This is a genomic window from Streptomyces sp. NPDC092045 (genome assembly GCF_044756005.1).
Lineage (GTDB): Bacteria > Actinomycetota > Actinomycetes > Streptomycetales > Streptomycetaceae > Streptomyces.
This window is the reverse complement of sequence record NZ_JBIVSC010000009.1, coordinates 55,930-77,433: the sequence shown is the minus strand read 5'-3', so window position 1 is coordinate 77,433 and position 21,504 is coordinate 55,930. Positions and strand designations below refer to the sequence as shown.

General features: G+C 74.8%; 16 protein-coding genes and 3 tRNA genes. 10 read left to right on the top strand and 9 right to left on the bottom strand.

All coding sequences use genetic code 11. The features are described from left to right. The first annotated feature begins 20 nt into the window (after positions 1-20). Both ACIQKA_RS21715 and ACIQKA_RS21710 read left to right on the top strand, forming a co-directional pair. Positions 21-650: a hypothetical protein gene (locus ACIQKA_RS21715; RefSeq protein ID WP_383434251.1), complete on the top strand. Its 630-nt coding sequence runs from the start codon at positions 21-23 to the stop codon at positions 648-650. Continuing rightward, positions 647-1,312: a class F sortase gene (locus ACIQKA_RS21710; protein ID WP_402541999.1), complete on the top strand. Its 666-nt coding sequence runs from the start codon at positions 647-649 to the stop codon at positions 1,310-1,312. Before ACIQKA_RS21715 ends, ACIQKA_RS21710 begins: the two co-directional genes overlap by 4 nt. 68 nt (positions 1,313-1,380) lie before the next feature. On the opposite strand, the gene ACIQKA_RS21705 is transcribed toward ACIQKA_RS21710, so the two are convergent. Then, positions 1,381-1,454: transfer RNA gene (locus ACIQKA_RS21705), tRNA-Lys, on the bottom strand. A 183-nt stretch (positions 1,455-1,637) separates the two neighbouring features. On the opposite strand from ACIQKA_RS21705, the gene ACIQKA_RS21700 reads away from it, so the two are divergent. From ACIQKA_RS21700 to ACIQKA_RS21680, 5 genes are all read left to right on the top strand, one after another. Further along, a complete protein-coding gene (locus ACIQKA_RS21700; RefSeq protein WP_402541998.1) occupies positions 1,638-3,053 on the top strand; it encodes a peptidoglycan-binding protein in 1,416 nt (471 codons plus the stop codon). 634 nt (positions 3,054-3,687) lie between these two features. After that, the gene (locus ACIQKA_RS21695) at positions 3,688-5,712 is read left to right on the top strand and encodes an SPFH domain-containing protein (RefSeq protein ID WP_402541997.1); all 2,025 of its coding nucleotides are present in this window, start codon (positions 3,688-3,690) and stop codon (positions 5,710-5,712) included. 166 nt (positions 5,713-5,878) lie between these two features. After that, a complete protein-coding gene (locus ACIQKA_RS21690; RefSeq protein ID WP_366374977.1) occupies positions 5,879-6,472 on the top strand; it encodes a lytic polysaccharide monooxygenase in 594 nt (197 codons plus the stop codon). 294 nt (positions 6,473-6,766) lie between these two features. Then, positions 6,767-8,077 (top strand): sensor domain-containing protein, encoded by a 1,311-nt coding sequence (locus ACIQKA_RS21685; RefSeq protein ID WP_391092635.1) that lies wholly within the window; start codon positions 6,767-6,769, stop codon positions 8,075-8,077. Beyond that, positions 7,996-8,670 (top strand): response regulator, encoded by a 675-nt coding sequence (locus ACIQKA_RS21680; RefSeq protein WP_383428970.1) that lies wholly within the window; start codon positions 7,996-7,998, stop codon positions 8,668-8,670. Before ACIQKA_RS21685 ends, ACIQKA_RS21680 begins: the two co-directional genes overlap by 82 nt. Before the next feature lie 50 nt (positions 8,671-8,720). Here ACIQKA_RS21680 and ACIQKA_RS21675 read toward each other — a convergent pair. After that, positions 8,721-8,794: transfer RNA gene (locus ACIQKA_RS21675), tRNA-Lys, on the bottom strand. An 86-nt stretch (positions 8,795-8,880) separates the two neighbouring features. Then, positions 8,881-9,639 carry an IclR family transcriptional regulator gene (locus tag ACIQKA_RS21670; RefSeq protein ID WP_383155240.1) on the bottom strand — a complete coding sequence of 253 codons (759 nt, stop codon included), beginning with the start codon at positions 9,637-9,639 and terminating at the stop codon, positions 8,881-8,883. A 586-nt stretch (positions 9,640-10,225) separates the two neighbouring features. Here ACIQKA_RS21670 and ACIQKA_RS21665 point away from each other — a divergent pair. Both ACIQKA_RS21665 and ACIQKA_RS21660 read left to right on the top strand, forming a co-directional pair. After that, a complete protein-coding gene (locus tag ACIQKA_RS21665; RefSeq protein ID WP_383155237.1) occupies positions 10,226-11,296 on the top strand; it encodes an LLM class flavin-dependent oxidoreductase in 1,071 nt (356 codons plus the stop codon). 309 nt (positions 11,297-11,605) lie between these two features. Further along, a complete protein-coding gene (locus tag ACIQKA_RS21660) occupies positions 11,606-13,303 on the top strand; it encodes a glycosyl hydrolase family 18 protein (RefSeq protein WP_383428968.1) in 1,698 nt (565 codons plus the stop codon). Between the two features lie 190 nt (positions 13,304-13,493). Here ACIQKA_RS21660 and ACIQKA_RS21655 read toward each other — a convergent pair whose 3' ends face one another. Continuing rightward, on the bottom strand, positions 13,494-15,368 hold the full coding sequence (locus ACIQKA_RS21655) for an EAL domain-containing protein (protein ID WP_391092639.1): 1,875 nt from the start codon (positions 15,366-15,368) through the stop codon (positions 13,494-13,496). Positions 15,369-15,694: 326 nt separating this feature from the next. Here ACIQKA_RS21655 and ACIQKA_RS21650 point away from each other — a divergent pair, with 326 nt between their 5' ends. Beyond that, positions 15,695-16,978, top strand: a complete 1,284-nt coding sequence (locus ACIQKA_RS21650) for a M6 family metalloprotease domain-containing protein (protein ID WP_383155231.1) — start codon at positions 15,695-15,697, stop codon at positions 16,976-16,978. 80 nt (positions 16,979-17,058) lie between these two features. Here the strand turns inward: ACIQKA_RS21650 and ACIQKA_RS21645 are convergent. The 5 genes from ACIQKA_RS21645 to ACIQKA_RS21625 form a co-directional block, all read right to left on the bottom strand. After that, positions 17,059-17,132, bottom strand: a tRNA-Lys gene (locus tag ACIQKA_RS21645). Next, positions 17,123-17,779 (bottom strand): hypothetical protein, encoded by a 657-nt coding sequence (locus ACIQKA_RS21640; RefSeq protein ID WP_402541994.1) that lies wholly within the window; start codon positions 17,777-17,779, stop codon positions 17,123-17,125. Before ACIQKA_RS21640 ends, ACIQKA_RS21645 begins: the two co-directional genes overlap by 10 nt. 221 nt (positions 17,780-18,000) lie before the next feature. Beyond that, complete coding sequence (locus ACIQKA_RS21635; protein WP_376231506.1) at positions 18,001-18,357, bottom strand: hypothetical protein; 357 nt, start codon at positions 18,355-18,357, stop codon at positions 18,001-18,003. Between the two features lie 190 nt (positions 18,358-18,547). Continuing rightward, entirely contained in the window at positions 18,548-19,879 is a 1,332-nt protein-coding gene (locus ACIQKA_RS21630; RefSeq protein WP_383155224.1) for an AAA domain-containing protein, read from the bottom strand. Positions 19,880-19,913: 34 nt separating this feature from the next. Next, positions 19,914-21,503, bottom strand: coding sequence for a hypothetical protein (locus ACIQKA_RS21625; protein WP_383428959.1), 1,590 nt, complete (start codon positions 21,501-21,503; stop codon positions 19,914-19,916). Between the last annotated feature and the right edge of the window lies 1 nt (position 21,504).

Sequence of the window (21,504 nt, the reverse complement as noted above, 5' to 3'; positions counted from 1 at the left end):
GGCAGCACCAGGAGGTCACGATGCGTTCAGGTTCCACTGCTCTCCGTGCCGCAGGGGCGGCCTTGGTCCTCGTCCTCGCGCCCGCGGCCGGCGGCGCCCACGCCGACGACGGGGTGAGGGTCACCGTCACTCCGTCCACGGCCTCGCCCGGCGACGACGTGGACGTCCGGGTCGAGGGCTGCGAGGGCACCACCGGTGCCGCGAAGTCCCGGGCGTTCACCACCGACGCGAAGCTCGTCGGCCGGGACGGCGGGAAGCACCCGATGTACGGCGACGCCACCCTCAGGTCCGGGCTCGCCGGCGGTACGTACGGGATCAGCGTCTTCTGCGACGGCCGCGAGCACCGCGACGCCGGCACCGTACGGGTCGAGCGCCACGAGCCGACCCACCGGCCCGCCCACGAGCCGACCCGTCACGCGACCCCGGTCGCCCCGGTCCGCGCGGGCGGGGGAGGCGCCGCCGTCTTCGCCGCGCCCGCCGCCCCCGGCGTCGCCCAGGCCGCCGGCGAGGACGGCCTCGGCACCCCGTACACCGTGCTCGGCCTCGGCATGGCCGCCCTCGCCGCCGTGGCGGTCGCCCTCCGCAGCTCCCGCCGCCGCCCCGACGGCTCCTCCGGCACGGGCACGGGCACGGGTACGGGTACGGAGTGACGGTGCCGTCCGGCACCCGTCCGGCGGGCGCCGGGCGACTCGTCACGGGCACGGCCTGGGCGCTGCTGTTCCTCGGCCTCTGGCTCTGGGGCGGCGGCGCGGTCGAGGGCTCCGCGGGCGGCTCGGGGCCGACCACCGGCGACATCGCCGCCGTCGGCCGCCCGCCCGGCGCGGAGCTGCCCCCGGCCCGCGCGCCGCTCGCGCCCGTCGCGCCCCGGCGGATCGAGGTCCCCTCGCTCGGCGTCGACGCGCCCGTCACGGCGCGCGGCCTGGACGCCACGGGCGCCGTCGACCCGCCGCCCTTCGCGACGCCGGGCACCGTGGGCTGGTTCGGCCCCGGCACCGCGCCGGGCGCGGCCGGGGCGGCCCTGTTCGTCGGCCACGTCGACACCGAGACCCGCCCGGCCGTCTTCTACGGCCTGAGCGTGGCCCGCCCCGGCGCGAAGGTCCTCGTGACCCGGACGGACGGCTCGGTCGCCGAGTTCACCGTCGACGACGTCCGGGTCTTCCCGCGCGAGGGCTTCGACGCCGCGAAGGTCTACGGTCCCCGCGAGCCCGGCCGCGCCGAGCTCCGCCTGATCACCTGCGGCGGCACCTTCGACCGCGAGACGGGCGCCTACACGGCGAACGTGGTGGTGTCGGGATACCTCACGGGGGGCTGAGGCCCCGCTTCCGCGTCCGACGACGATCAAGGCCCCCTCACCATCGGTGAGGGGGCCTTGACCCTGCGTGCGCCGCCAGGGACTCGAACCCCGGACCCGCTGATTAAGAGTCAGCTGCTCTAACCAACTGAGCTAGCGGCGCCTGCTGACAGAGAGAACTCTACCTGACGCGAAGACGTGCTCCTGACCAATAACCGTCGCCTCCGGCCTGTCGGACGGTCGTATCAGTCCTTCGATCCGTCAAAATGCTATTTATCGGGACAGTTGCCACATTGACGCCCCAGACGACGGTCGAAAGATCTTTGACGAGTGTGGAGGGGATCGCATGAGCGTGCTGGTCTTCGAGGAGTTCGAACCGGCGGCCGACTGCGCCTGCCCGGGCTGCGCCCGTCAGCGGCGCGAGCTCGCCCTCGGCCTGCCGGTCCGGGCGGGCGGCCACCCGGCGGCCCACGGCGCCCGCCGCGCCCTGGTCCTGGTGACGGCGGCGGGCGTGGTCCTGGGCAGCGGCGGCACCGACGCGGCGGCCGCCCTCTTCCACGTGCGGGACGCGCCGGTGGACGCACCGGGGGAGGCCGCCCCGGTGGCACCGGCGGACGCGGTGGACCCGGCGGTCCCGGTGGAGACGGCGGATTCGCCGGCCCCGGCGGACGCGGCGCCGCTCGACACGCCGCAGGGCGGGCGGGGGCCGCTGCACGGCGCGCCCGGCCCCGGCCCCGAGCCCGCGCCGGCCGCCACCCCGGCGGCGGGCCAGGCCGCGACCGAGACGCCGCGGCCGACGACCCGCGCCGAGATCATCAACCGCGCCAAGCTGTGGGTCGCCGCACAGGTCCCGTACTCCATGGAGAAGTACTGGACGGACGGCTACCGCCAGGACTGCTCCGGGTACATCTCCATGGCCTGGAACCTGCGCGGCAACGAGTGGACCGGCAGCCTCGACCGCTTCGGCGAGAAGATCGACCGCGCCGACCTCCAGCCCGGCGACATCCTGCTCTTCCACAACCCGGCCGACCCGACCCGGGGCTCGCACGTCACGATCTTCGGCGGCTGGACCGACCACACGCACACCTCCTACACGGCGTACGAGCAGACCAAGCCGCGCACGCGGAAGAAGACGACGCCGATGGCGTACTGGGAGAACTCCGACCGGTACGTGGCCTACCGCTACAAGGGCGTGGTGAGCGCCGGCACCGGGGGCGGGGAGACGTCCACGGTGCCGGCGTTCCCCGGCGCGGCGCAGTTCGGGCCGGGGAAGAAGAACGCGCACGTCACCCGGCTCGGACAGCTCCTCGTCGCGCGCGGCGGCAAGAAGTTCTACGCCGTGGGACCCGGCCCGCAGTGGACCGAGGCGGACCGGCGGGCGACCCGGGCGTTCCAGGAGGCACAGGGGTGGCGGGGCGGGGAGGCGGACGGCCTGCCCGGACCGGACACGTGGGAACTGCTCGTCACCGGCAAGGGCCGGAGCATCGGCGGTTCGAGTGGTTCGGGCGGGTCGAGCGCCCATGCGACGCCCTTTCCCGGGCGTGGCTACTTCCGTAAGGGCCAATCCAACGCATATGTGGAGAAGCTGGGCGAACAACTGGTGAAGCGGGGCTTCGGCAAGCACTACCTGTCGGGACCCGGTCCGCGCTGGACGGAGGCGGACCGCCGCAACGTCGAGGCGTTCCAGCGGGCACAGGGCTGGCGCGGCGGAGCGGCCGACGGCTACCCGGGCCCGGAGACCTGGCGGCGCTTGTTCCGATGACCCCGAGAGCATGAGGTGGACCCGAATGACGGCATCGACCCCGAACCCCGCGGACTCCGGCGCGGCGGCCTCACGTGACGCGGCCCGCACGGCGAGACGCCTGACGGACGGCACCCTCCCCCGCACGTCCCCACCCCCGGCGAACCCGCCCCGCACACCGACGGGCGACCACCCGGCGGCCGTCGCGGAGCCCTCACCGACGGGCACCGCGGCACCCCTCACGGCCGACGCCCCGGCGACTCCGGTGGCCGTCGCCCCGGCGACCCCGGCGTTCGTTGCCCCGGTGACTCCGGTGACTCCGGTGACTCCGGTGGCTCCGACGCCCGTCGCCCCGGTGGCTCCGGCGTCCCTTGCCCCGGCGACCCCGGCGACCCCGACGCCCGTTGCCCCGCTGGCTCCGGTGACCCCGACGACCGTCGCCCCGGCGGCCCCGGTGGCCGACGCTCCTGCCGCTCCGGCGCCCGCCGTCCCGTCGGGCTTGACGGTCGGTACTCCGGCGAGCCCGGCGTCCGCCGCGCCGAAGACGGAGAAGGCTCCGGAGCCGGTGGCCCCGTCGGGCCCGGCCGCCTCGCCGGTCCCGGTGACCCCGGTGACTCCGGCGACCCCGTCGGCCTCGGTTGCCTCGGTTGCCTCGGTGGCCGTCGCCCCGGCGGCTCCGGCGACGACCGCCCCCGCCCCGACCGTCCCGGCGGCGGGACGCCCGGGCGGTCCCGCCGCTGGGACGAAGCCGGAACCGGCCCCCGTCTCCGGTGCGAAGCCGGAACCGGCGCCCGTCTCCGGTGCGAAGCCGGAACCGGCGCCCGTCTCCGGTGCGAAGCCCGACCCGGCGCCCGTCTCCGGTACGAAGCCCGGCCCGGCCCCCGTCTCCGGAACGGAGCCGGGCAAGCCGGGTACGGGCCCCGCCCCCGCCACCGGCCCCGCGGACAAGCCCTCCGCCCCCGCCGCGCAGGTGGCGACCGCCCCCGTGCCCGGGGCTCCGGCTCCCACCGCGCCGGACAAGACCGCCGCCCCCGTGCCCGGGACCCCGGCTCCCACCGCGCCGGAGAAGACCGCCGCCGCCCCCGCGCCCGAGGCGCCGGCCTCCACCGCGCCGGGAGCGCGGGCCGAGAGGCCGACCCGGGCCCCTTCGCCGGGGACGTCCGAATCGTCCCCGGCGAAGGCGTCCGCGCAGGGCGGCGCGTCCCCGACGGCACCCGCCCCGGCCGCTCCGGCCGGCCCGGCGGCGTCCGCCCCGACCACCCGGGCGGCCACCCCGTCCCGCCCCGCCGGGACGACCGGGCCCGCGACGACCCGGACCGCGACCACGGCCCGGACCACGACGGCGTCCCCGAAGGACGACCGCCCCGCCCCCCGGCCCCCCGCAGGGGCCACCGCTCCCGACTTCGGGCGGATCAAGGGCGCCCGCGTCGCCGTCGTCGCCCTGCCCGTCGCCGGGGTCGTGCGGGTGGCGCGGCGGAAGAACGTGATCGGGACCGAGACCACCGGCTCCATCCCCGTGCACCTGCTCTTCCGGGACGAGCCGGAGACCGCCGCCCCCGGCGCCAAGGGCGACGACGGCGGACCCGACACCGTCGCCATGGCCGCGCCCCTCGCCCCGGGCAGGGCCCGTACGCCCGGCGCCCCGGGCACGGTGAGGCTCCTGACCCCCGGCCGTGCCGACCGGGCGGCCGAACCCCCGGCCCGTACGGCGACGGCGAACGGCCGGGCCCGGCACGCCGCCCCGCCCCCCTCCGCCCGTCCGGCCCCCACCGCCGACCCCGCCCTCGTCGAGCGGCCGGGGGCGGTGCTGCCCGGATGGGTCGGGGTGGCAGGCGGGGCGCTCGCGCTCGCCTGGTGCGCGGCGGTGGTGTGGTGGACGGGCGCGGTGCCCGACGAGGCGGCGCGGATGCTGCGGCTCCCGGTCCGCCCGTACCACGGCGTCCACCTCGGCCAGTGGGCCCTGCTCGCGCTCGGCGTGGTGGCCGTCCTCTTCTCGCTCGGCGGCCTCGGCCGGGGCCGGGTCGGGTACGCCTGGGTCCTGACGCTGTTCGGGGACTACCGCGGCACGGTCCGCCGCACCGGTCTGATCTGGGTCAGCCCGCTGCTGCTGCGCCGCCGGGTGGACGTGCGGCTCCGGCACTGGCGCAGCGAGCCGCTGCCGGCCGTGGACGCGCGGGGCACGGCGCTCGACGTGGTCGTGCTGGTGGTCTGGCGGGTGCGGGACACGGTCCGCGCGTCGCTCGGGGTCGACGGCCACGAGGAGTACCTGCGCGAGCAGGTCGAGGCGGCGATGGCCCGGGTGCTCTCGCAGCTCCCGGCGGACGCGTTCCACGAGGACGCCCCGACGCTCCGGGACGCGGAGGCGGTCGGCGAGGCGCTGACGCGGATGCTGTCGGCGGAGTGCGCGCCGGTCGGTCTGGACGTCTTCTCGGCGCAGCCGACGCGGATCGAGTACGCCCCCGAGGTCGCGACGGCGATGCGGCGCAGCCGGATCGCCGCGCTCGACGCGAAGCACCGGGACAGCGTCCTGACGTCGGTCGTGGACGCGGTGGACGACGTGGTCCACCGCCTGACCAGTCGTGGTCTGGTCGAGCTGGACGACTACGAGCGCAAGGCGCTGGTCAAGGACCTGACGGTGGCGTTCTACACGGGAAGGACGTCTTCCGCCGAGGGGGCCTGAGGGGATGGACAGGGACAAGTTCGGTCCATACCTTGTTACTTGGTCCAGACCAAAATGCGTCATCGCCGTACGGCAAAGAACAGGGAAACACCCGCACCATCCGCACCACCTGCACGCGTGCAGCACGAACCGACGGAACTCCCCCACGTTCTCCTGGAGCGACAGCATGCGCAAGAAATCGATAGGCGCGACGGTGGTGGCGCTCGGCGTCGCCGGCGTCACCCTCCTCGGCACCGGCAGCGCCGGCAGCCACGGCTACACCGACTCGCCGATCAGCCGCCAGAAGCTCTGTGCCAACGGCACCGTGACCAACTGCGGCAACATCCAGTGGGAGCCGCAGTCGGTCGAGGGGCTCAAGGGCTTCCCGGCCGCCGGGCCCGCCGACGGGAAGATCTGTGCCGGCGGGAACGGCCCGTTCGCCCAGCTCGACGACCCGCGCGGCGGCAACTGGCCGGCGACGAGCGTCACGGCGGGTCAGAACTACAGCTTCCGCTGGCAGTTCACGGCCCGTCACCGCACCACCGACTTCAAGTACTACATCACCAAGAACGGGTGGAACCCGAGCCAGCCGCTCACCCGGGCGGCCCTCGACCCCCAGCCGTTCCTGACCGTCCCCTACAACAACCAGCAGCCGCCGGCGACCCTCTCGCACTCCGGGAACCTCCCGGCGGGCAAGACGGGCCGTCACCTCATCCTGGCGGTGTGGACGGTCGCGGACACCGCGAACGCCTTCTACGCCTGCTCGGACGTGAAGTTCTGACGCTCCGACGGTCGTAGTCCGGGTCCACGGGGAGCACGGCCTCCGCGCTCCCCGTGGACCCGGCACGCCCGGACGCCACCCCGGGCCCGGGGCGCGAGCCGCACCCCGGGCCCGACCCCCTCCTGCCCGGAGACGGGTTCGGCCCCCGCGCCGCCCGGAGGCGGCTCGGCCCCGCCCCGGTCCCGGAGGCGGGCCCGACCCCGTCCCGGTCCCGGAGGTGGGGCCGGCCCCACCCCCTCCGCACCCTCCAGCCCCATGGCCCCGCCCGCGCCGCCGGGCCTACCGTGGGCGTCCATGGAACCCCGTACGCCCTGGCAGGCGCTCGCCCGGCCCCGTTTCCTCCTCGGCCCCTGGCCGTGGCGGGCCGCCGCCTACCTGGCCACCGGCGCGCTCGCCGGGGCCGCCGCCGGTCTCGTCCTCCTCGTGCTCGCAGTCTTCTCGCTGGTCCTCGTCGGGCTGCCGCCGCTCCTGCTCTCCGGTCCGGCCCTCGGCGCGCTCGAACGGTTCCGCCTCCGGCTCGTGGACCGGGACCCGGCCCCCGACCCGCACCGCGTCCCCGCCGCCCCCGGTCTCGCCGCCTGGCTCCGGCTGCGGGCGGGGGAGCCGGCGACCCGGCGGGAGTTCGCGTACGCCCTGCTGCTCGCCACCGTCCTGTGGCCGCTCGACCTGCTCGTCCTCGCCGTCGGCGCCGGGCTGCCCCTGGCCCTGCTGAGCGCCCCCGTCCAGCTCGCCGCCGACGGCCACGAGGTCAAGATCGTCAAGGCGTACCTGGTCACCACCTGGCCCGGGGCCTTCGCCACCGCCCTCCTCGGCGCCGTGCTCCTCGTCGCCCTCGCGTATCCGCTCGCCGCCCTGGCCGGTGCCCGCGCCGCCCTGGCCCGCGCCCTGCTCACCCCGCGCGACGCCGCGGCGGCCGGGATCGGCGAGGTCATCGCCTCCCGGGCCCGGCTCGTCGACGCCTTCGAGGCCGAGCGGCGCCGCATCGAGCGCGACCTCCACGACGGCGCCCAGCAGCGCCTGGTCGCCCTCACCATGACCCTCGGCCTCGCCCGACTCGACGCCCCGCCGGGCCCGCTCGCCGACCAGCTCGCGAAGGCCCACGCGGAGGCCGGACAGGTCCTGACCGAGCTGCGCGAGCTGATCCACGGCATCCATCCGCAGGTCCTCGCCGACTACGGCCTCGGCCCCGCCCTCGCCGACGCCGCCGACCGCTCGGCCGTCCCCGTGGACACCGACGCCGAGCTGCCCCGGCTGCCCCGGGCCGTGGAGAGCGCCGGCTACTTCGCGGGCCGCGAGGCGCTCGCCAACGTCGGCCGGCACAGCGGCGCCCGCCGGGCCCGGATCACCGCCCGGCACGCGCACGGCGTGCTGCGGCTCGACGTCGAGGACGACGGGCGCGGTGGAGCGGACCCGGCCCGGGGGAGCGGCCTCACCGGGCTCGCCGACCGCATCGCCGTCCTCGACGGCACACTCACGATCACGAGCCCGCCGGGCGGGCCGACCCTCCTCCGAGTGGAGATCCCTTGTCCCGCGCCGCAGCAGACCGCCCCCGCCGCCTCCGCGTCGTCCTCGCCGAGGACGGCGTCCTCCTCCGGGAGGGGCTGATCGGGCTCCTGGCCCGCTTCGGCCACGAGGTCGTCGCCGCCGTCGGGGACGCCGACGCCCTGCGCGAGGCGGTCGCCGCCCACGACCCCGACGTCGTCGTGACCGACGTGCGGATGCCGCCCGGCTTCCGGGACGAGGGGCTGCGCGCGGCCGTCGCGCTCCGCGCCGAGCGGCCCGGCCTGCCGGTCCTCGTCCTCAGCCAGTACGTGCAGCGCAGCTACGCCGCCGACCTCCTCGACACGGGCGACGGCACCGGCGTCGGCTACCTCCTGAAGGACCGGGTCGGGCAGGTCGAGGAGTTCCTGGACGCGCTGACCCGGGTCGCGGACGGCGGCACGGTCGTCGACCCCGAGGTCGTGCGGCAGCTCCTGCGGCGCCACCGGGACCCGCTGGAGGCGCTGACCCCGCGCGAGCGCGAGGTCCTGGGCCTGGTCGCGGAGGGGCACTCGAACGGCGCGGTCGCCCGCCGGCTCGTGGTGACCGAGGCGGCCGTCGGCAAGCACATCGGCAACATCCTGGCCAAGCTGGACCTGCCCCCGGCCGGGGACACCCACCGGCGCGTCCTCGCCGTCCTGACCTACCTCAGGGCGTGACGGGGACAGCGAGAAGGCCCCCCGCTCGCGCGGGGGGCCTTCTCCGTCGGTGCGCCGCCAGGGACTCGAACCCCGGACCCGCTGATTAAGAGTCAGCTGCTCTAACCAACTGAGCTAGCGGCGCCTGCTGGCAGAGAAAATACTACCCGGTCCCGCGGGGTGCTCGTGACCGCCGTTCCGGCGTCGCTCCGCCCCCTCCCGGGAGCGGTGTCAGATGGCCAGCGAGAGGACCACCGGGGCGGCCCTGCGGTTGAGCGTGTCGGCCGCCGCGCGCAGCCGGTGGGCGTGCTCGATCGGCAGGGAGAGCGCCAGGCAGCCCACGGCCGCGCCCGCCGTCAGCGGCACGGCGGCGCAGACCGTGCCCACCGCGTACTCCTGGAGGTCGAGCACGGGGACGGTGGCCGGCTGGCTGTCGAGCTTGGAGAAGAGGATCCGCTCGCTGGTGATCGTCCGGGAGGTCAGCCGGGCGATCTTGTGGCGGGAGAGGTGGTCGCGCCGCCCGTTCTGGTCGAGCTGGGTGAGCAGGCACTTGCCGACCGCGCTGGCGTGCGCCGCCGAGCGGAAGTCCACCCACTCGTTGACCTTGGGCGTGCGCGGGCCGTCGGCGAACTGGGTGATCTTGACCTCGCCGTCGATGTACCGGCTGATGTAGACGGCCGCGCCGACGGAGTCGCGCAGCTCCGTCAGGGTCTCCTGGAGCTTGGCCTCCAGGGCCTCGCGGCGGGTCATGCCGGAGCCGAGGAGGACCAGGGAGTCGCCGACGACGTAGGCGCCGTCGGCGACCTGCTCGACGTATCCCTCGCGGCGGAGCATGAGGAGCAGCGAGGAGAGGTGGGCGACGGGGAGACCGGTCTCGCGGGCGATCTGGGCGTCCGTCACTCCGCCGCCGTGCCGTGAGATCGTCTCCAGGACGCGCAGGGCGTACTGCACCGAGTGGAACGGCGCGGTGGGCTCGGGCTTCAGCGCCACGGTTTCCCCCTACCAGGTTGTGACCGCAAGCTTTCGTACCACGATAACCGCCAAGCACCGTTTACGGGGCGGCTGTTGGCGAGAATGATGCGGAGGGCCCCGGCCCCCATCTGGGACGCACCACTCTGGCATATGCCAGTGTCATGCATTTTCCACAGATCCTGAGGTCAGGGGCGTGCGCCCCGGTGCTCGCGCATGCGTTCGGGTGCCCCCGGCCGGAAGATTTTTTGCGGGGAAGCGGACTCCGGAGGGCCCGGCCCGGTGGCCGAGAACGTGCGGGAGGGGGGTGGCGGGAACGCGTCGACGCCTCCCGGACGCGCACGGGGGCGCGCGGAGGGGCGTACGAAGGGGCGCGCGAGACGACGGGCAGGAGGCCGCGCGGGGGAGGGCGCGGAGACGTCCGCGAAGGCGCGCGCCGGAGTGCGCGGAGGCGCCGCGAAAGGGCGTGCGGGAGTGCGCGGAGGCGTCGTGAAAAGGCGCGCGGAGGATGCGTGGCGGAATGCGTGGAAGGGCCACGGAATAAACGGAGACCCCCTCCTGTTCTCGCTCCCATGCATCCGCACGTCTGCCGAGGAGGGTCCCGACGGTGACCGACACCATTCGAGGAGAGGCACGGGGCACCGCGCCCGTACCGCTGTCCGTACTGGACCTGGTGACCGTCGGCAGCGGGCGGACCGCGTCCCAGGCCCTCGCCACCAGCGTCGAGCTGTCCCGGCTGGCCGAGCGGCGCGGCTTCCACCGGCACTGGGTGGCCGAGCACCACTCCATGCCCGGGGTCGCCTCCTCCTCCCCGGCGGTCATCCTCGCCCACCTCGCCGCCCACACCCGGCGCGTCCGGCTCGGTTCGGGCGGCGTCATGCTGCCCAACCACGCCCCGCTCGTCGTCGCCGAGCAGTTCGGCACCCTGGAGGCCCTCGCCCCGGGCCGGGTCGACCTCGGCCTCGGCCGCGCCCCCGGCACCGACGGCGCCACGGCCGCCGCCCTGCGCCGCACCGACCGGCTGAACGAGGGCGCCGACGACTTTCCCGAGCAGCTCGCGGAGCTGACCCGGTTCCTGGACGACGACTTCCCGGACGGGCACCCGTACGCCCGCATCCACGCCGTGCCCGGCCCGGTGCAGGGGCCGAAGGGGCGCCCGCCGATCTGGCTGCTCGGCTCCTCCGGCTTCAGCGCCCGGCTCGCCGGCGTGCTCGGGCTGCCCTTCGCCTTCGCCCACCACTTCTCGGCCCGGAACACGATCCCGGCGCTCGACCTCTACCGGGACTCCTTCCGCCCCTCGGAGGCGCTCGACGCCCCGTACGCCCTGATCGGGGTCTCGGCGCTGGCCGCCGACGAGGCGGCGCAGGCCCGCCGGCAGGTCCTCTCCGGGGCGCTCGCCATGCTGCGGCTGCGCACCGGACGGCCCGGTCTGGTGCCGACGCCGGAGGAGGCGGAGGCGTACGCCTTCGGCCCGGCCGAGCGGGAGTTCGTGGACGGCTGGCTCGCGAACGTCGTGCACGGCACCCCGGACGAGGTCCGCACGGGCCTGGACGACCTGCGGAAGCGGACGGGCGCCGACGAGCTGATGATCACGGCCAACGCGCACGGCGGGGAGGCGCGGCTGCGGAGCTACGAGCTCATCGCGGACGCGTACGAAATGCCCGAACTCTCCGAGTAGTCCGGGCCGTCCGTTCGTCCCGCCCTCCCGTTCCGGACCGGAGGCCGTCGGGCGGAACCCGGATTTCCGAGGCCGGTTGGTTCAGCGTCGAACGAACCCCGGGCCTTCCCTAAAGGAACCTTAAACCGCTCGTCACCGATGGTGGCGGGCGGTTCCGTTTTGTGCTGCACGCCTCTGACAAGGGCTTTCTCCCGCCAATTGGTCTAGTCCTCAATCTGGTTCAGACCATTGACTCACCGTTCACGCGCCGGTTATCACTGCTCCAGCTCCTGTACGGCACCACCCAGTACCCCCATCCGGAGGCCGCACGTGCACCCCCGTAAGTCATTGATCGCCGCGCTCCTGAGCTCGGCCCTCGCCGCCGGCGCGCTCGCGGCGACCGCCGGACTCGGCTCCGCCCAGGCGGCCCCCACCTCGACCACCGCTTCCGCCGGCAACGTGCGCATCGCGTACTACGACCAGTGGAGCGTCTACGGCAACGCGTTCTACCCCAAGCACCTCGACACCCGGGGCATCGCGAGCCAGCTGGACGTCATCAACTACTCGTTCGGCAACATCCACCCCACCAACCTCACCTGTTTCCAGGCCAACAAGGCCGCGGGGGACGACAACAACCCCAACGCGGGTGACGGCGCGGGCGACTCGTACGCCGACTACCAGAAGTCCTTCAGCGCGGCGGACAGCGTCGACGGCGTCGCCGACAAGTGGGACCAGCCGATCGTGGGCGTCTTCAACCAGTTCAAGGAGCTGAAGGCGAAGTACCCCCACCTGAAGATCAACATCTCGCTGGGCGGCTGGACCTACTCCAAGTACTTCCACGACGCGGCGAAGACGGACGCGAGCCGCAAGAAGCTCGTCTCCTCCTGCATCGACCAGTACCTCAAGGGCAACCTGCCGGTCGAGGGCGGCTACGGCGGTCCGGGCACGGCGGCCGGCATCTTCGACGGCATCGACGTCGACTGGGAGTACCCCGGCTCCTCCGGCGGCCACCTCGGCAACCACTACGGCCCCGAGGACAAGCAGAACTTCACCCTCCTGCTCGCCGAGTTCCGCAAGCAGCTCGACGAGTACGGCGCGGCCAACGGCGGCAAGAAGTACCTCCTGACCGCCGCCCTCCCGGCCGGCCAGGACAAGATCAAGTACATCGAGACGGACAAGATCGGCGCGTACCTCGACTACGCGAACATCATGACGTACGACATGCACGGCGCCTGGGACGGCGACGGGCCGACGTACCACCAGTCCCCGCTGTACCCCTCCCCGAACGACCCGACCGACGTGATCGCGCCGGGCACCGAGAAGTACAGCGTCGACGCGGCCATCGACTCCTGGATCGACGGCAACCCGACCTACGGCATCGCGGGCGGCTTCCCCGCCAACAAGCTGACCCTGGGCTACGAGTTCTACTACCGCGGCTGGAAGGGCGTCCCGGCCGGGACCACCAACGGCCTCGCGCAGACCGCCACCGGCGGCTCCGGCGCCCGCCCGCTCAGCCAGCAGGCCGGCATCGCGCACTACAAGGAGCTCGGCGGCATCGTCGACAACCCGTCGACCACCTTCTGGGACGACCAGTCGAAGTCCTCGTACTTCTACAAGGACGGCGAGTTCTTCACCGGCCTCAACCAGAAGTCCATCCAGGCCCGGGTGGACTACGGCAAGCAGCGCGGCCTGGCCGGCGCGATGATGTACTCCCTGCTCGGCCTGGACAACAACGCCACGCTGCTGACCCAGATCAACACCGCGCTCGGCGCCACCACCACGCCGCCGACCACCCCGCCGACGACGCCTCCCACGACGCCGCCGACCACCCCGCCCACCACGCCGCCGACCACCCCGCCGGCCACCGGCTGCGGCTCGGTCCCGGCCTACGTGGCCGGCACGGTCTACAACTCCGGCAACGAGGTCTCCCACAACGGCCGCAAGTACAAGGCCAAGTGGTGGACCCAGAACGAGGCCCCCGGCACCACCGGTGAGTGGGGCGTCTGGCAGGACCTCGGCGCCTGCTGAACGCCTGACCCGCCGAACCCCTCATGACCACTGCCCCCGCCCGGAATGTCCCTCCGGCCGGGGGCAGTTCCCATGGGCGGGGGCGGTTTCGCGCACGCACGCGGGCGCGTACGGTCCCGGGCGCTGCCGTACGGTTCCCGGGCACGGCCCGTACGGGACCGGGCGCGGCCGTACGGGGCCGGAGCGCCGCTCAGGCCGGCAGCGGCTCCGCGCCGATCAGCTCCGCGATCCGGTCCGGGGCCACCGCCCGCGAGTACAGCCAGCCCTGCCCCGTGTCGCAGCCGATCCGCCGCAGCCGGCTGGCCTGCCCGGCGGTCTCGACGCACTCGGCGGTGACCGTGAGCCCGAGCCGGTGCGCGAGCTGGACGAGCGCCTCGACGATCAGCTCGTCGGCCGGGTTGGCGTGCTCCTCGTCCTGGAAGCCGCGCACGAAGGAGCCGTCCAGCTTGAGCACGGAGACCGGCAGCCGGCTCAGATAGGCGAGGTTCGAGTAGCCGGTGCCGAAGTCGTCGATCGCGATCCGCACCCCCATGTCGCTCAGCGCCTGGAGCGCCTGGAGCGGACGGCCCGCCGAGCCCATCACCGCGGACTCGGTCAGCTCCAGCTGGAGCAGGTGCGGGGCGAGCCCGGTCTCCGCGAGGATCCCGGCCACGTCCGCGACCAGGTCGGAGTCCCAGACCTGGCGCACCGCCACGTTCACGCTCACGAAGAGCGGGCGCTCGCGCGGATGGTCCTTCTGCCACTGCCGGGCCTGGTGGCAGGCGGTGCGCAGGATCCAGCGGCCCAGCTCCACGATGGAGCCGTCCTCCTCGGCGATCCCGATGAACCGATTCGGCGCGAGCGGCCCGAACTGCGGGTGGTGCCAGCGCACCAGCGCCTCCACCCCGCGCACGGCCCCGTCGGACAGGTCCACGAGCGGCTGGTACTCCAGGGCGAACTCCCCGCCCGCCACGGCCGGCCGCAGGGTGGAGGAGAGCGCCTGCCGGGTCATCCGGTGGGCGTTGCGCTCGGGATCGAAGAGGGTCCAGCGGGCCTTGCCGTCCGCCTTCGCCCAGTACAGCGTGGTGTCGGCGGCCTGCATCAGGGCGGTCGCCGTCGTCCCCCGGCCGGAGCGCTCGACCACGCCGATGGAGGCGGAGACCGAGAGCCGCTGCCCGGCCAGGTCGAAGGGTTCCTGGAGCGCGTCGAGCACCGAGCGGGCCAGGTCGGCCACCTGTTCCGTCCCGGTGGAGTCCTCGACCAGGATCGCGAACTCGTCCCCGCCGAGCCGCGCCACCAGGTGGCCGCCGCTGCGGGTGTAGCCGTCGCTGTCCGCGCACTCGGTCAGCCGCCCGGCGACGGCGGCCAGGAGCCGGTCGCCGACCCGGTGGCCGAGGGTGTCGTTGACCGCCTTGAAGCCGTCGAGGTCGATGTAGCAGAGACCGATCCGCCCTGTTCTGCCATACCCGTGCGATTCGTACGACGCGTAGGGCCGGTGCGGCGCGTACGACCCGGGCCGCGCCCCGTCCTCCTGCCGGTCGGCGTCCAGGGCGGCCGAGAGGCGCTCGAAGAAGAGGGCGCGGTTGGGCAGCCGGGTCACCGGGTCGTGCATCTGGAGGTGGCGCAGGCGGGCCTGGAGCTCGCGCCGGTCGCTGATGTCCGCGATCGACAGCAGGACCCGCCGGCCGCCGGGCACGGGGGCGACGGTGACCTCGGCCCACATCGAGCGCCCGTCGGGGTGCTTGAGGCGGCGGGTGCAGCGGAAGCGGGAGCGGCGGCCCCGCAGCACCTCGCGGTACGCGTGCCAGGTGCGCCCGTCGGAGGCGAGGTCGACGAGGTCGGCGGCGGCCTGCTCGCGGAGCGTTCCGGGCTCGGTGCCGAGGAGGGCGCCGAGGGAGTCGTTGGCCGCGACGACCACGCCGTCCCGGTCGACGAGGGCCATGGCGAGCCGGGCGACCCGGAAGGCGGCGCGGTAGTCGCGGAGTTCGGCCTCCCGTCGTCCGGCGTCACGCTCCGTGAGGGCGGGCTCGGCCGTGCGTGTCTCCGCCGGGTCCTGGTGCACCGGTCCTTCGGGGGTTCCGCTCACCGCTCGCTCCCGTAGTGCAGTCGGGCCGGTCGTACGGGGACGGGACGGTCGGCCGAGGAAGAGTGAGCCGATCATAGGGCCAGGCCGGGCGGCCGTTCCAGCTCCGGGGGGCCTCCGGAGGCCGTCCGGAGCTGTGAGGATCCCCACCGGACCACCCTGCCCGATCGTTTCTGCCCGGCTCTGACACGGGTCGTCGGAGGGGCGATCGAATGTGACTTTCCGTGAGCTGAATCGTGTCCGTGTCGCGTCGACACGGTGACGCGCACTCACCCGACCGGGGCAGTGGAAACGTGCGAAATTAAGCAAATCATCACAAGGTGGGTGAGGTGTCCCGCATTCGTGATCCGGAGGTCGACGTGAGGGGTCAGCAGCCACCCGGAGGAGGGGAGCGGCGCCCGCGGCTGCGCGCCGGCGCGGCCGCCTTCACCTCGCTCGCCGCCCTGGCCGCCACCGGGCTCGTCGCGGGCCCCGCCGTCGGCGTGCCCGCCGCGAACCCCTGCGCCCTGCCCCGCACCCAGGCCCACCACTCGCTCGGGCTCGACACCTGGAACGGCTCCTACCCGCGCCCGGACCGGGACCTCGACGCGGTCATGGTCTTCCTGTCCTTCCCGGACTCCGAGCCGCTCACCACCCCGGCCGAGCTCGCCGCCGACCACTTCCCCGGCACCGCCGACTTCTTCGAGCGCGCCTCCTACGGCCGCTTCACCCTGACCCCGCACGCCCGCACGACGTGGACCCCGATGCCGAAGGAGTCGGGCGCGTACGCCATACGGCGGGACTGGGACGCCGGGAAGCGGACCGAGTACCTCCGCGACGCGGTCGCCGCCGCCGACGCGGACGTGGACTTCTCGCGGTACGACGTCGTCTACCTGGTCGCGGACCCGGACGCGCCGGGCGTGGACTCCGACGCGACCAAGGTCGTCAACCTGGACCGCCCGCTGGAGGTCGACGGCACCGAGATCCGGCGGGTCGTCACGGTCTTCGAGCGCCACCCGCCCGACCGCAACGTCCTGGCCCACGAGACCGGCCACGTCTTCGACCTGCCGGACCTCTACCACCGGCCGGAGGACGGCAAGGGCGACTGGGACACCCACGTGGGCGACTGGGACGTCATGGGCAGCCAGTTCGGACTCTCGCCGGACCTCTTCGGCTGGCACAAGTGGAAGCTCGGCTGGCTCTCCCGGACGCAGGTGACCTGCGTCCAGGGCTCGGAGCCCCGGGTGGTCGGCCTGGAGCCGACCGACGCCCCGGCCGGGGACGGCGGCGCGCTCGGCACCCGGCTCGCGGTCGTCCGCACCGGGCCCGACGACGTCCTCGCGATCGAGGCCAGGAGCGACGCCGGGAACAACACCGAGACCTGCACGGAGGGCGTGCTCGTCTACCGGGTGCGGGGCACCACGGCCTCCGGGGACGGCCCGGTCGAGGTCGTGGACGCGCACCCGCGCACCGAGGCCTGCTGGGAGCGCTCGGTCTACCCGCCGCTCGCGGACGCCCCGCTGGAGGAGGGCGAGACCCTCACCGTCCCCGGGTCCGGGGTCCGGATCGAGGTCATGGACCGGTCGGGGTCGGACGTCTGGACGGTCAGGATCACCCCGACGGGCCGGGACTGACGCCCGGGATCCGGCGCGGGACGCGACCGTCCCGGCACACGAAGAGGCCCCCCGCTTCCGCGAGGGGCCTCTTCCGTCGGTGCGCCGCCAGGGACTCGAACCCCGGACCCGCTGATTAAGAGTCAGCTGCTCTAACCAACTGAGCTAGCGGCGCCTGCTGACGTCGTAGACATTAGCACCCGGATCGGCGGGAGGAAAAATCGATACCCGCACGTCGGTGGCGGAAGCCGCCCGGACGGCCCGCACACAGGCCCAGAGGACGACCTCGGGGCCGGGCAGCCACGGGTGCCGGGTGTCGGGGGCCACCAGCCAGCGGGGCCCGGCGGAGTCGGAGGGGGCGAGCGGCGGCACGGTCACCGCGTCCCCGAGGCCGTGGCAGAGCGGCCGGGGCACCTCGTCGCCCCTCCTCCGAGAACTTCGTTCGGGGGGGACCCCCACCTCCCAGTCGAGCAGGGCGGGGAGCCGCTGGGCCGTGCCGGGCGCGGCGAACAGCATCATCCGGCCCCGGTGGACCGCGACCGGACCCGACCCCGGGCCCTGCGTCCACAGCTGGTCCAGCATCCGGCGCCCGAAGACCAGGTCCACGTTGACGACGTCGAAGACCGTCCCGCAGGGCAGCGCGGCGGGCGAGGTCGGCCGGGACTCCCAGCGGGCGAGCGCGGTCCCCCGCCCGCCGGCGGCCGAGGCCAGCCAGGAGGCCCCGTCGGCGGTCACCCGGGCGGCCTGGTGCCGCCCCTCGTCGCCCTCCCGGAGGAACCGGAAGATGTCGTGCGGGGTCTCGTCGCGCAGCCACGTCGTCATGCGTCCAGATGTACCGGGAGTGACGAGACGGTTTCCGAGAGTTCTCGGAATCCCGGACAGGAGGGGCGGCGGAGGAGTATCGTGCGCCCTCGGCATATGCCAGGGGTGGTTTTTCAGTCACCCCGTACGGCTCCGGCCACGCGCGCCCCCGTATCGCGCCCCCGCGCTCCAGAACGACGATCGCGCGCCCCCCGCGCCGTGCGGGAGGCCGGCCCCCCGGCTCAGTCCTCCGCCGGCCGCCCGCCCGCCCGGATGAGGTCGCGGCCGAACTCGATCATCTTGCGGGCGTAGTCCTCGGTCCACTGGGCCCGCTCGGCGACGTCGGCCACCGTCAGCCGGTCGAACCGGCGCGGATCGGCCAGCTGCGCCGCCGCGATCGCCTGGAACTCGATCGCCCGGTCCGTCGCCGCCCGGAACGCGAGCGTCAGCTCCGTCGCCCGGGACAGCAGCTCCCGCGGGTCCTCCAGCGACTCCAGGTCGAAGAAGTGCTCCGGATCGGCGGACGCCTCGGCAGGCTCGAAGATCAGCGGCGCCGGCCGAAGCCGCCGCTGCCCGCCCCGCTCCGCGGATTCCGCCATCGCCGTTCTCCTTCTTCGCACAGATCTCGCACGGGCGTGCCCGCACCCGGACCCGACCGCACACGGACACGGCCCGGAACCCCGGGCCGCCCTCCATTGTCCCGCGCCCCGCAAGAGCGCGAACTCCGAACCGCACGCCCCCGGCCCCGCCCGGCGACCCGGAGCCGGGACCGCCGGTCGTGCCCCGGGGTCACGGCGCCCAGGTCACCCGGTGCTCCTCCAGGTGGGAGAGGACCGCGTGGTTCGCCTCCCAGCCGTCGGGGAACGAGACCGCCACGCCCAGCTGGACCGGCTCCGTCGACGGGTGTTCGTCGAGGAGGTCCGCCACGCCCGCCCGGCACACCACCACGCACGCGTGCCGGTGCCGCGAGGCCAGGACGCACAGGCGGCCCGTCTCCAGGTGGAAGGCGGTCGCGTCCGGGCGGCCGGACAGCGGGTGGAGGACCACCGTCACGTCGTACTCGCGCCCCTGGAGCCGGTTCGCGGTGTCCACCGTCACCCCCGACACGCCCAGGGCCGCGAGCGCCGCCCGCACCGCCGCCGCCTGGTCGCGGTGGGCGGTGCCGACCGCGATCCGGTCGGGCGTCAGGGGCACGGGGGCCTCCGCGCGCTCCGAGACCGCGACCCCGCCCCGGTCCAGGAGCCGCCGCACCACCAGGGCGATCGCGCCCACCGCCTCCGGGTCGGTGCGCGGGGTGTGCCGGGCCGGGAGCTCCAGCAGGCCCCAGCCCGACGCGGCCGCCTCGTCCAGGACCCGGTCCGGACCCGACCCGTCCGACGGCACCCCGAAGGACAGCCTCCGGTCCCCGTGCCCGGTGCCGCTGCGGAACGGCGTGTACGGGTAGAACGCGTCCGACACCAGCGGCGCCGCCGACGCGGGCAGCCGCCACGACACCGGAAGCCGGTGCTGCGGCAGCTCCGGGTTGTGCGCGAGCAGGGTCGAGACCGCGCTCGCCGACGGGTCGTACGCCAGCCCCGCCCACTGCTCCGCGCCCACCACCGAGAACGGGTCCAGCTGTCCCGGGTCGCCCACGAACAGCGCCCGCTCGAAGAGCCCCGCCACCGCGAGCAGCGCGTCCGAGCGCATCTGGTACGCCTCGTCCACGATCGCGTGCGCCCACGGCTCGACGTTCTTCACGTGCCCCCACTTGGCGGCCGTCGAGATCACCACCGGAAGCCCGGCCAGATCGCCCGCCTTCGCCGACTTCCGCACGTTCTCCAGGTCGTCGAGCGCCTTGTCGTACGGATCGGAGTCGCTGGAGTGCAGCCGGCCCACCTCCAGGTCCGGCTCCTTCTCGGCGAGCCGCAGCACCAGGTCGTCCACCTGCGCGTTCGTCTGCGCGACCACCATCAGGGGGCGTCCGGCGGCGGCCAGTTCGAGGGCGGCCCGCACCACGAGCGTCGACTTGCCGGCGCCCGGCGGGGAGTCCACCACCACGCCCCGCGCGGTGCCGCGCAGGGTGTCCGCCAGGATGGCGGCCGTCGCCCGCCCGGCCTCGGCGGAGGGGTCGAACACGGTCACGGCACGTCCTCGGGGATCACGGGGTCGAACACGGTCACAGCACGTCCTCGGGGGTCACGGGGTCGGGCGGTTCCACGGCGTCCGCCCGGGGCGGACCGCCGTGCGTCCAGGGCGTCTCCTCCGGGTCCGGCAGCTTCGGCCCGGTCCGCTGCTCGTGCTCGAAGAGCGTCCAGGCGATCCGCTCGCCCTTCTCCGGCACCGAACCCTCCGCCGGCTCCTTCGAGCGGCCCATCCGGTCCAGGACCCGGAGCACCAGCGAGCCGTCCTCCTCGTACCGCACGAACTCCGCCGCCTGCGGCTTCCCGTCGAGCGAGCGGTACACCCGCACCCGCTCGTCCAGGTGCGGCCGGTCGTCCGTGCGGACCGTGAGCAGCGGCCGGGGCGCGGGCCGCTTCGACTCCGTCCACGCCATCACCACCTCCACCACCTCCGCCGCGAACGCCTCGCCCGCGAGCCGCCGGCCCGCCAGGACCAGCGGGTCGTCCAGGGCCTCCTGCGCCTCCAGCTGCCCCTGCGCCTGCTCGCGGGCCGCGAGCTTCCGCGCCGCCGTCACCGCGTCGTCCCGGCGCGGCTGCGGCGGCTCGCCGGCCGCGACCCGGTCCCGGTGGGCGGTGAAGGACCAGCGGTCCCGGGTCCAGCGGTCCTCGACCCTGGCCCCCTCCGGCAACTCCCGCAGCAGGCCGACCGCCCGCCACACCGCGTCCCACGTCGGCTTCAGCTGCGAGACGACGAGCCGGCGCACCTCCCGCTCGGCCGCGAGCAGTTCGCCGAGGGCCCGGTCGGCCGCCTCGGCGTCCTCGGCCGCGCCGGACGCCTGCCGGGCCCGGTCGTACCGCTCGATCGCGGGCGCGAGCAGCCCGTTGTCGAAGGCCGGGTCCGTGGCGGGACCGGCGGGCGGGCAGAAGAGCTGCCCCCGCTCGTCCCGCCCCGCCTCGGCGCGCAGCGCGCCCTCCCGGCCGGACACCCCGTCCTCCGGGTCGATCCAGGCGAGCAGCGCGCCCAGGTGCTGGTCCTCCAGGGAGGACTGGCCGGTCGCCCAGTGCCGGTTGAGCAGGTCCGTCGCCGCGAGCAGCAGCGAGGACCCGGGCACCCGGGCCCGCTCCCCGAAGTGCGTCAGCCAGCGCCCGAGCAGCGGCACCCGGGGCGGCGCCGGGAACGGCGTCTCCGGGTCCTGTTCGGCCGTCCGCCGGAACCGCGTCGACCGCCCGAGCAGCCGCACGTACTCGACGCCCGCCCGGCTCGGCACGATCAACTGCGGTGCGTCCGTGCACAGTTCGACCTCGACCCGCACCTTCTTGCCGGTCTCGGCGTCCGTCTCGTTGCGCTCGATCAGCTCGACGACGTCCGCGAACGCGTCGACGTACGGCAGGACCTCCTCGGCCAGGTCCGCGAGGAACGCGAACCGCAGGTCCCGGTCGCGGGGCTGGGGCACCACCAGGAGCCGGGGCTCCTCGGGGTCGGTGCCGACGAGCGCGCCCAGCGGGGCGCCCGCCTCGCCGGCGGTGGTCAACGGCACCAGGACCAGAGGCCGTTCGGACACCCGCCGGTGCCGCACGGTGGCGAGCTGCTGCGCCCGGCCCGACTCGACGGCCTCCATCCGGGCCAGCGTGGAGATCAGCGACATG

Coding starts and splice junctions, on each gene's coding strand:
- ACIQKA_RS21715 (WP_383434251.1), top strand. CDS start 21: ATGCGTTCAGGTTCCACTGCTCTCCGTGCCGCAGGGGCGGCCTTGGTC.
- ACIQKA_RS21700 (WP_402541998.1), top strand. CDS start 1,638: ATGAGCGTGCTGGTCTTCGAGGAGTTCGAACCGGCGGCCGACTGCGCC.
- ACIQKA_RS21690 (WP_366374977.1), top strand. CDS start 5,879: ATGCGCAAGAAATCGATAGGCGCGACGGTGGTGGCGCTCGGCGTCGCC.
- ACIQKA_RS21685 (WP_391092635.1), top strand. CDS start 6,767: ATGGAACCCCGTACGCCCTGGCAGGCGCTCGCCCGGCCCCGTTTCCTC.
- ACIQKA_RS21640 (WP_402541994.1), bottom strand. CDS start 17,779: ATGACGACGTGGCTGCGCGACGAGACCCCGCACGACATCTTCCGGTTC.
- ACIQKA_RS21635 (WP_376231506.1), bottom strand. CDS start 18,357: ATGGCGGAATCCGCGGAGCGGGGCGGGCAGCGGCGGCTTCGGCCGGCG.
- ACIQKA_RS21625 (WP_383428959.1), bottom strand. CDS start 21,503: ATGTCGCTGATCTCCACGCTGGCCCGGATGGAGGCCGTCGAGTCGGGC.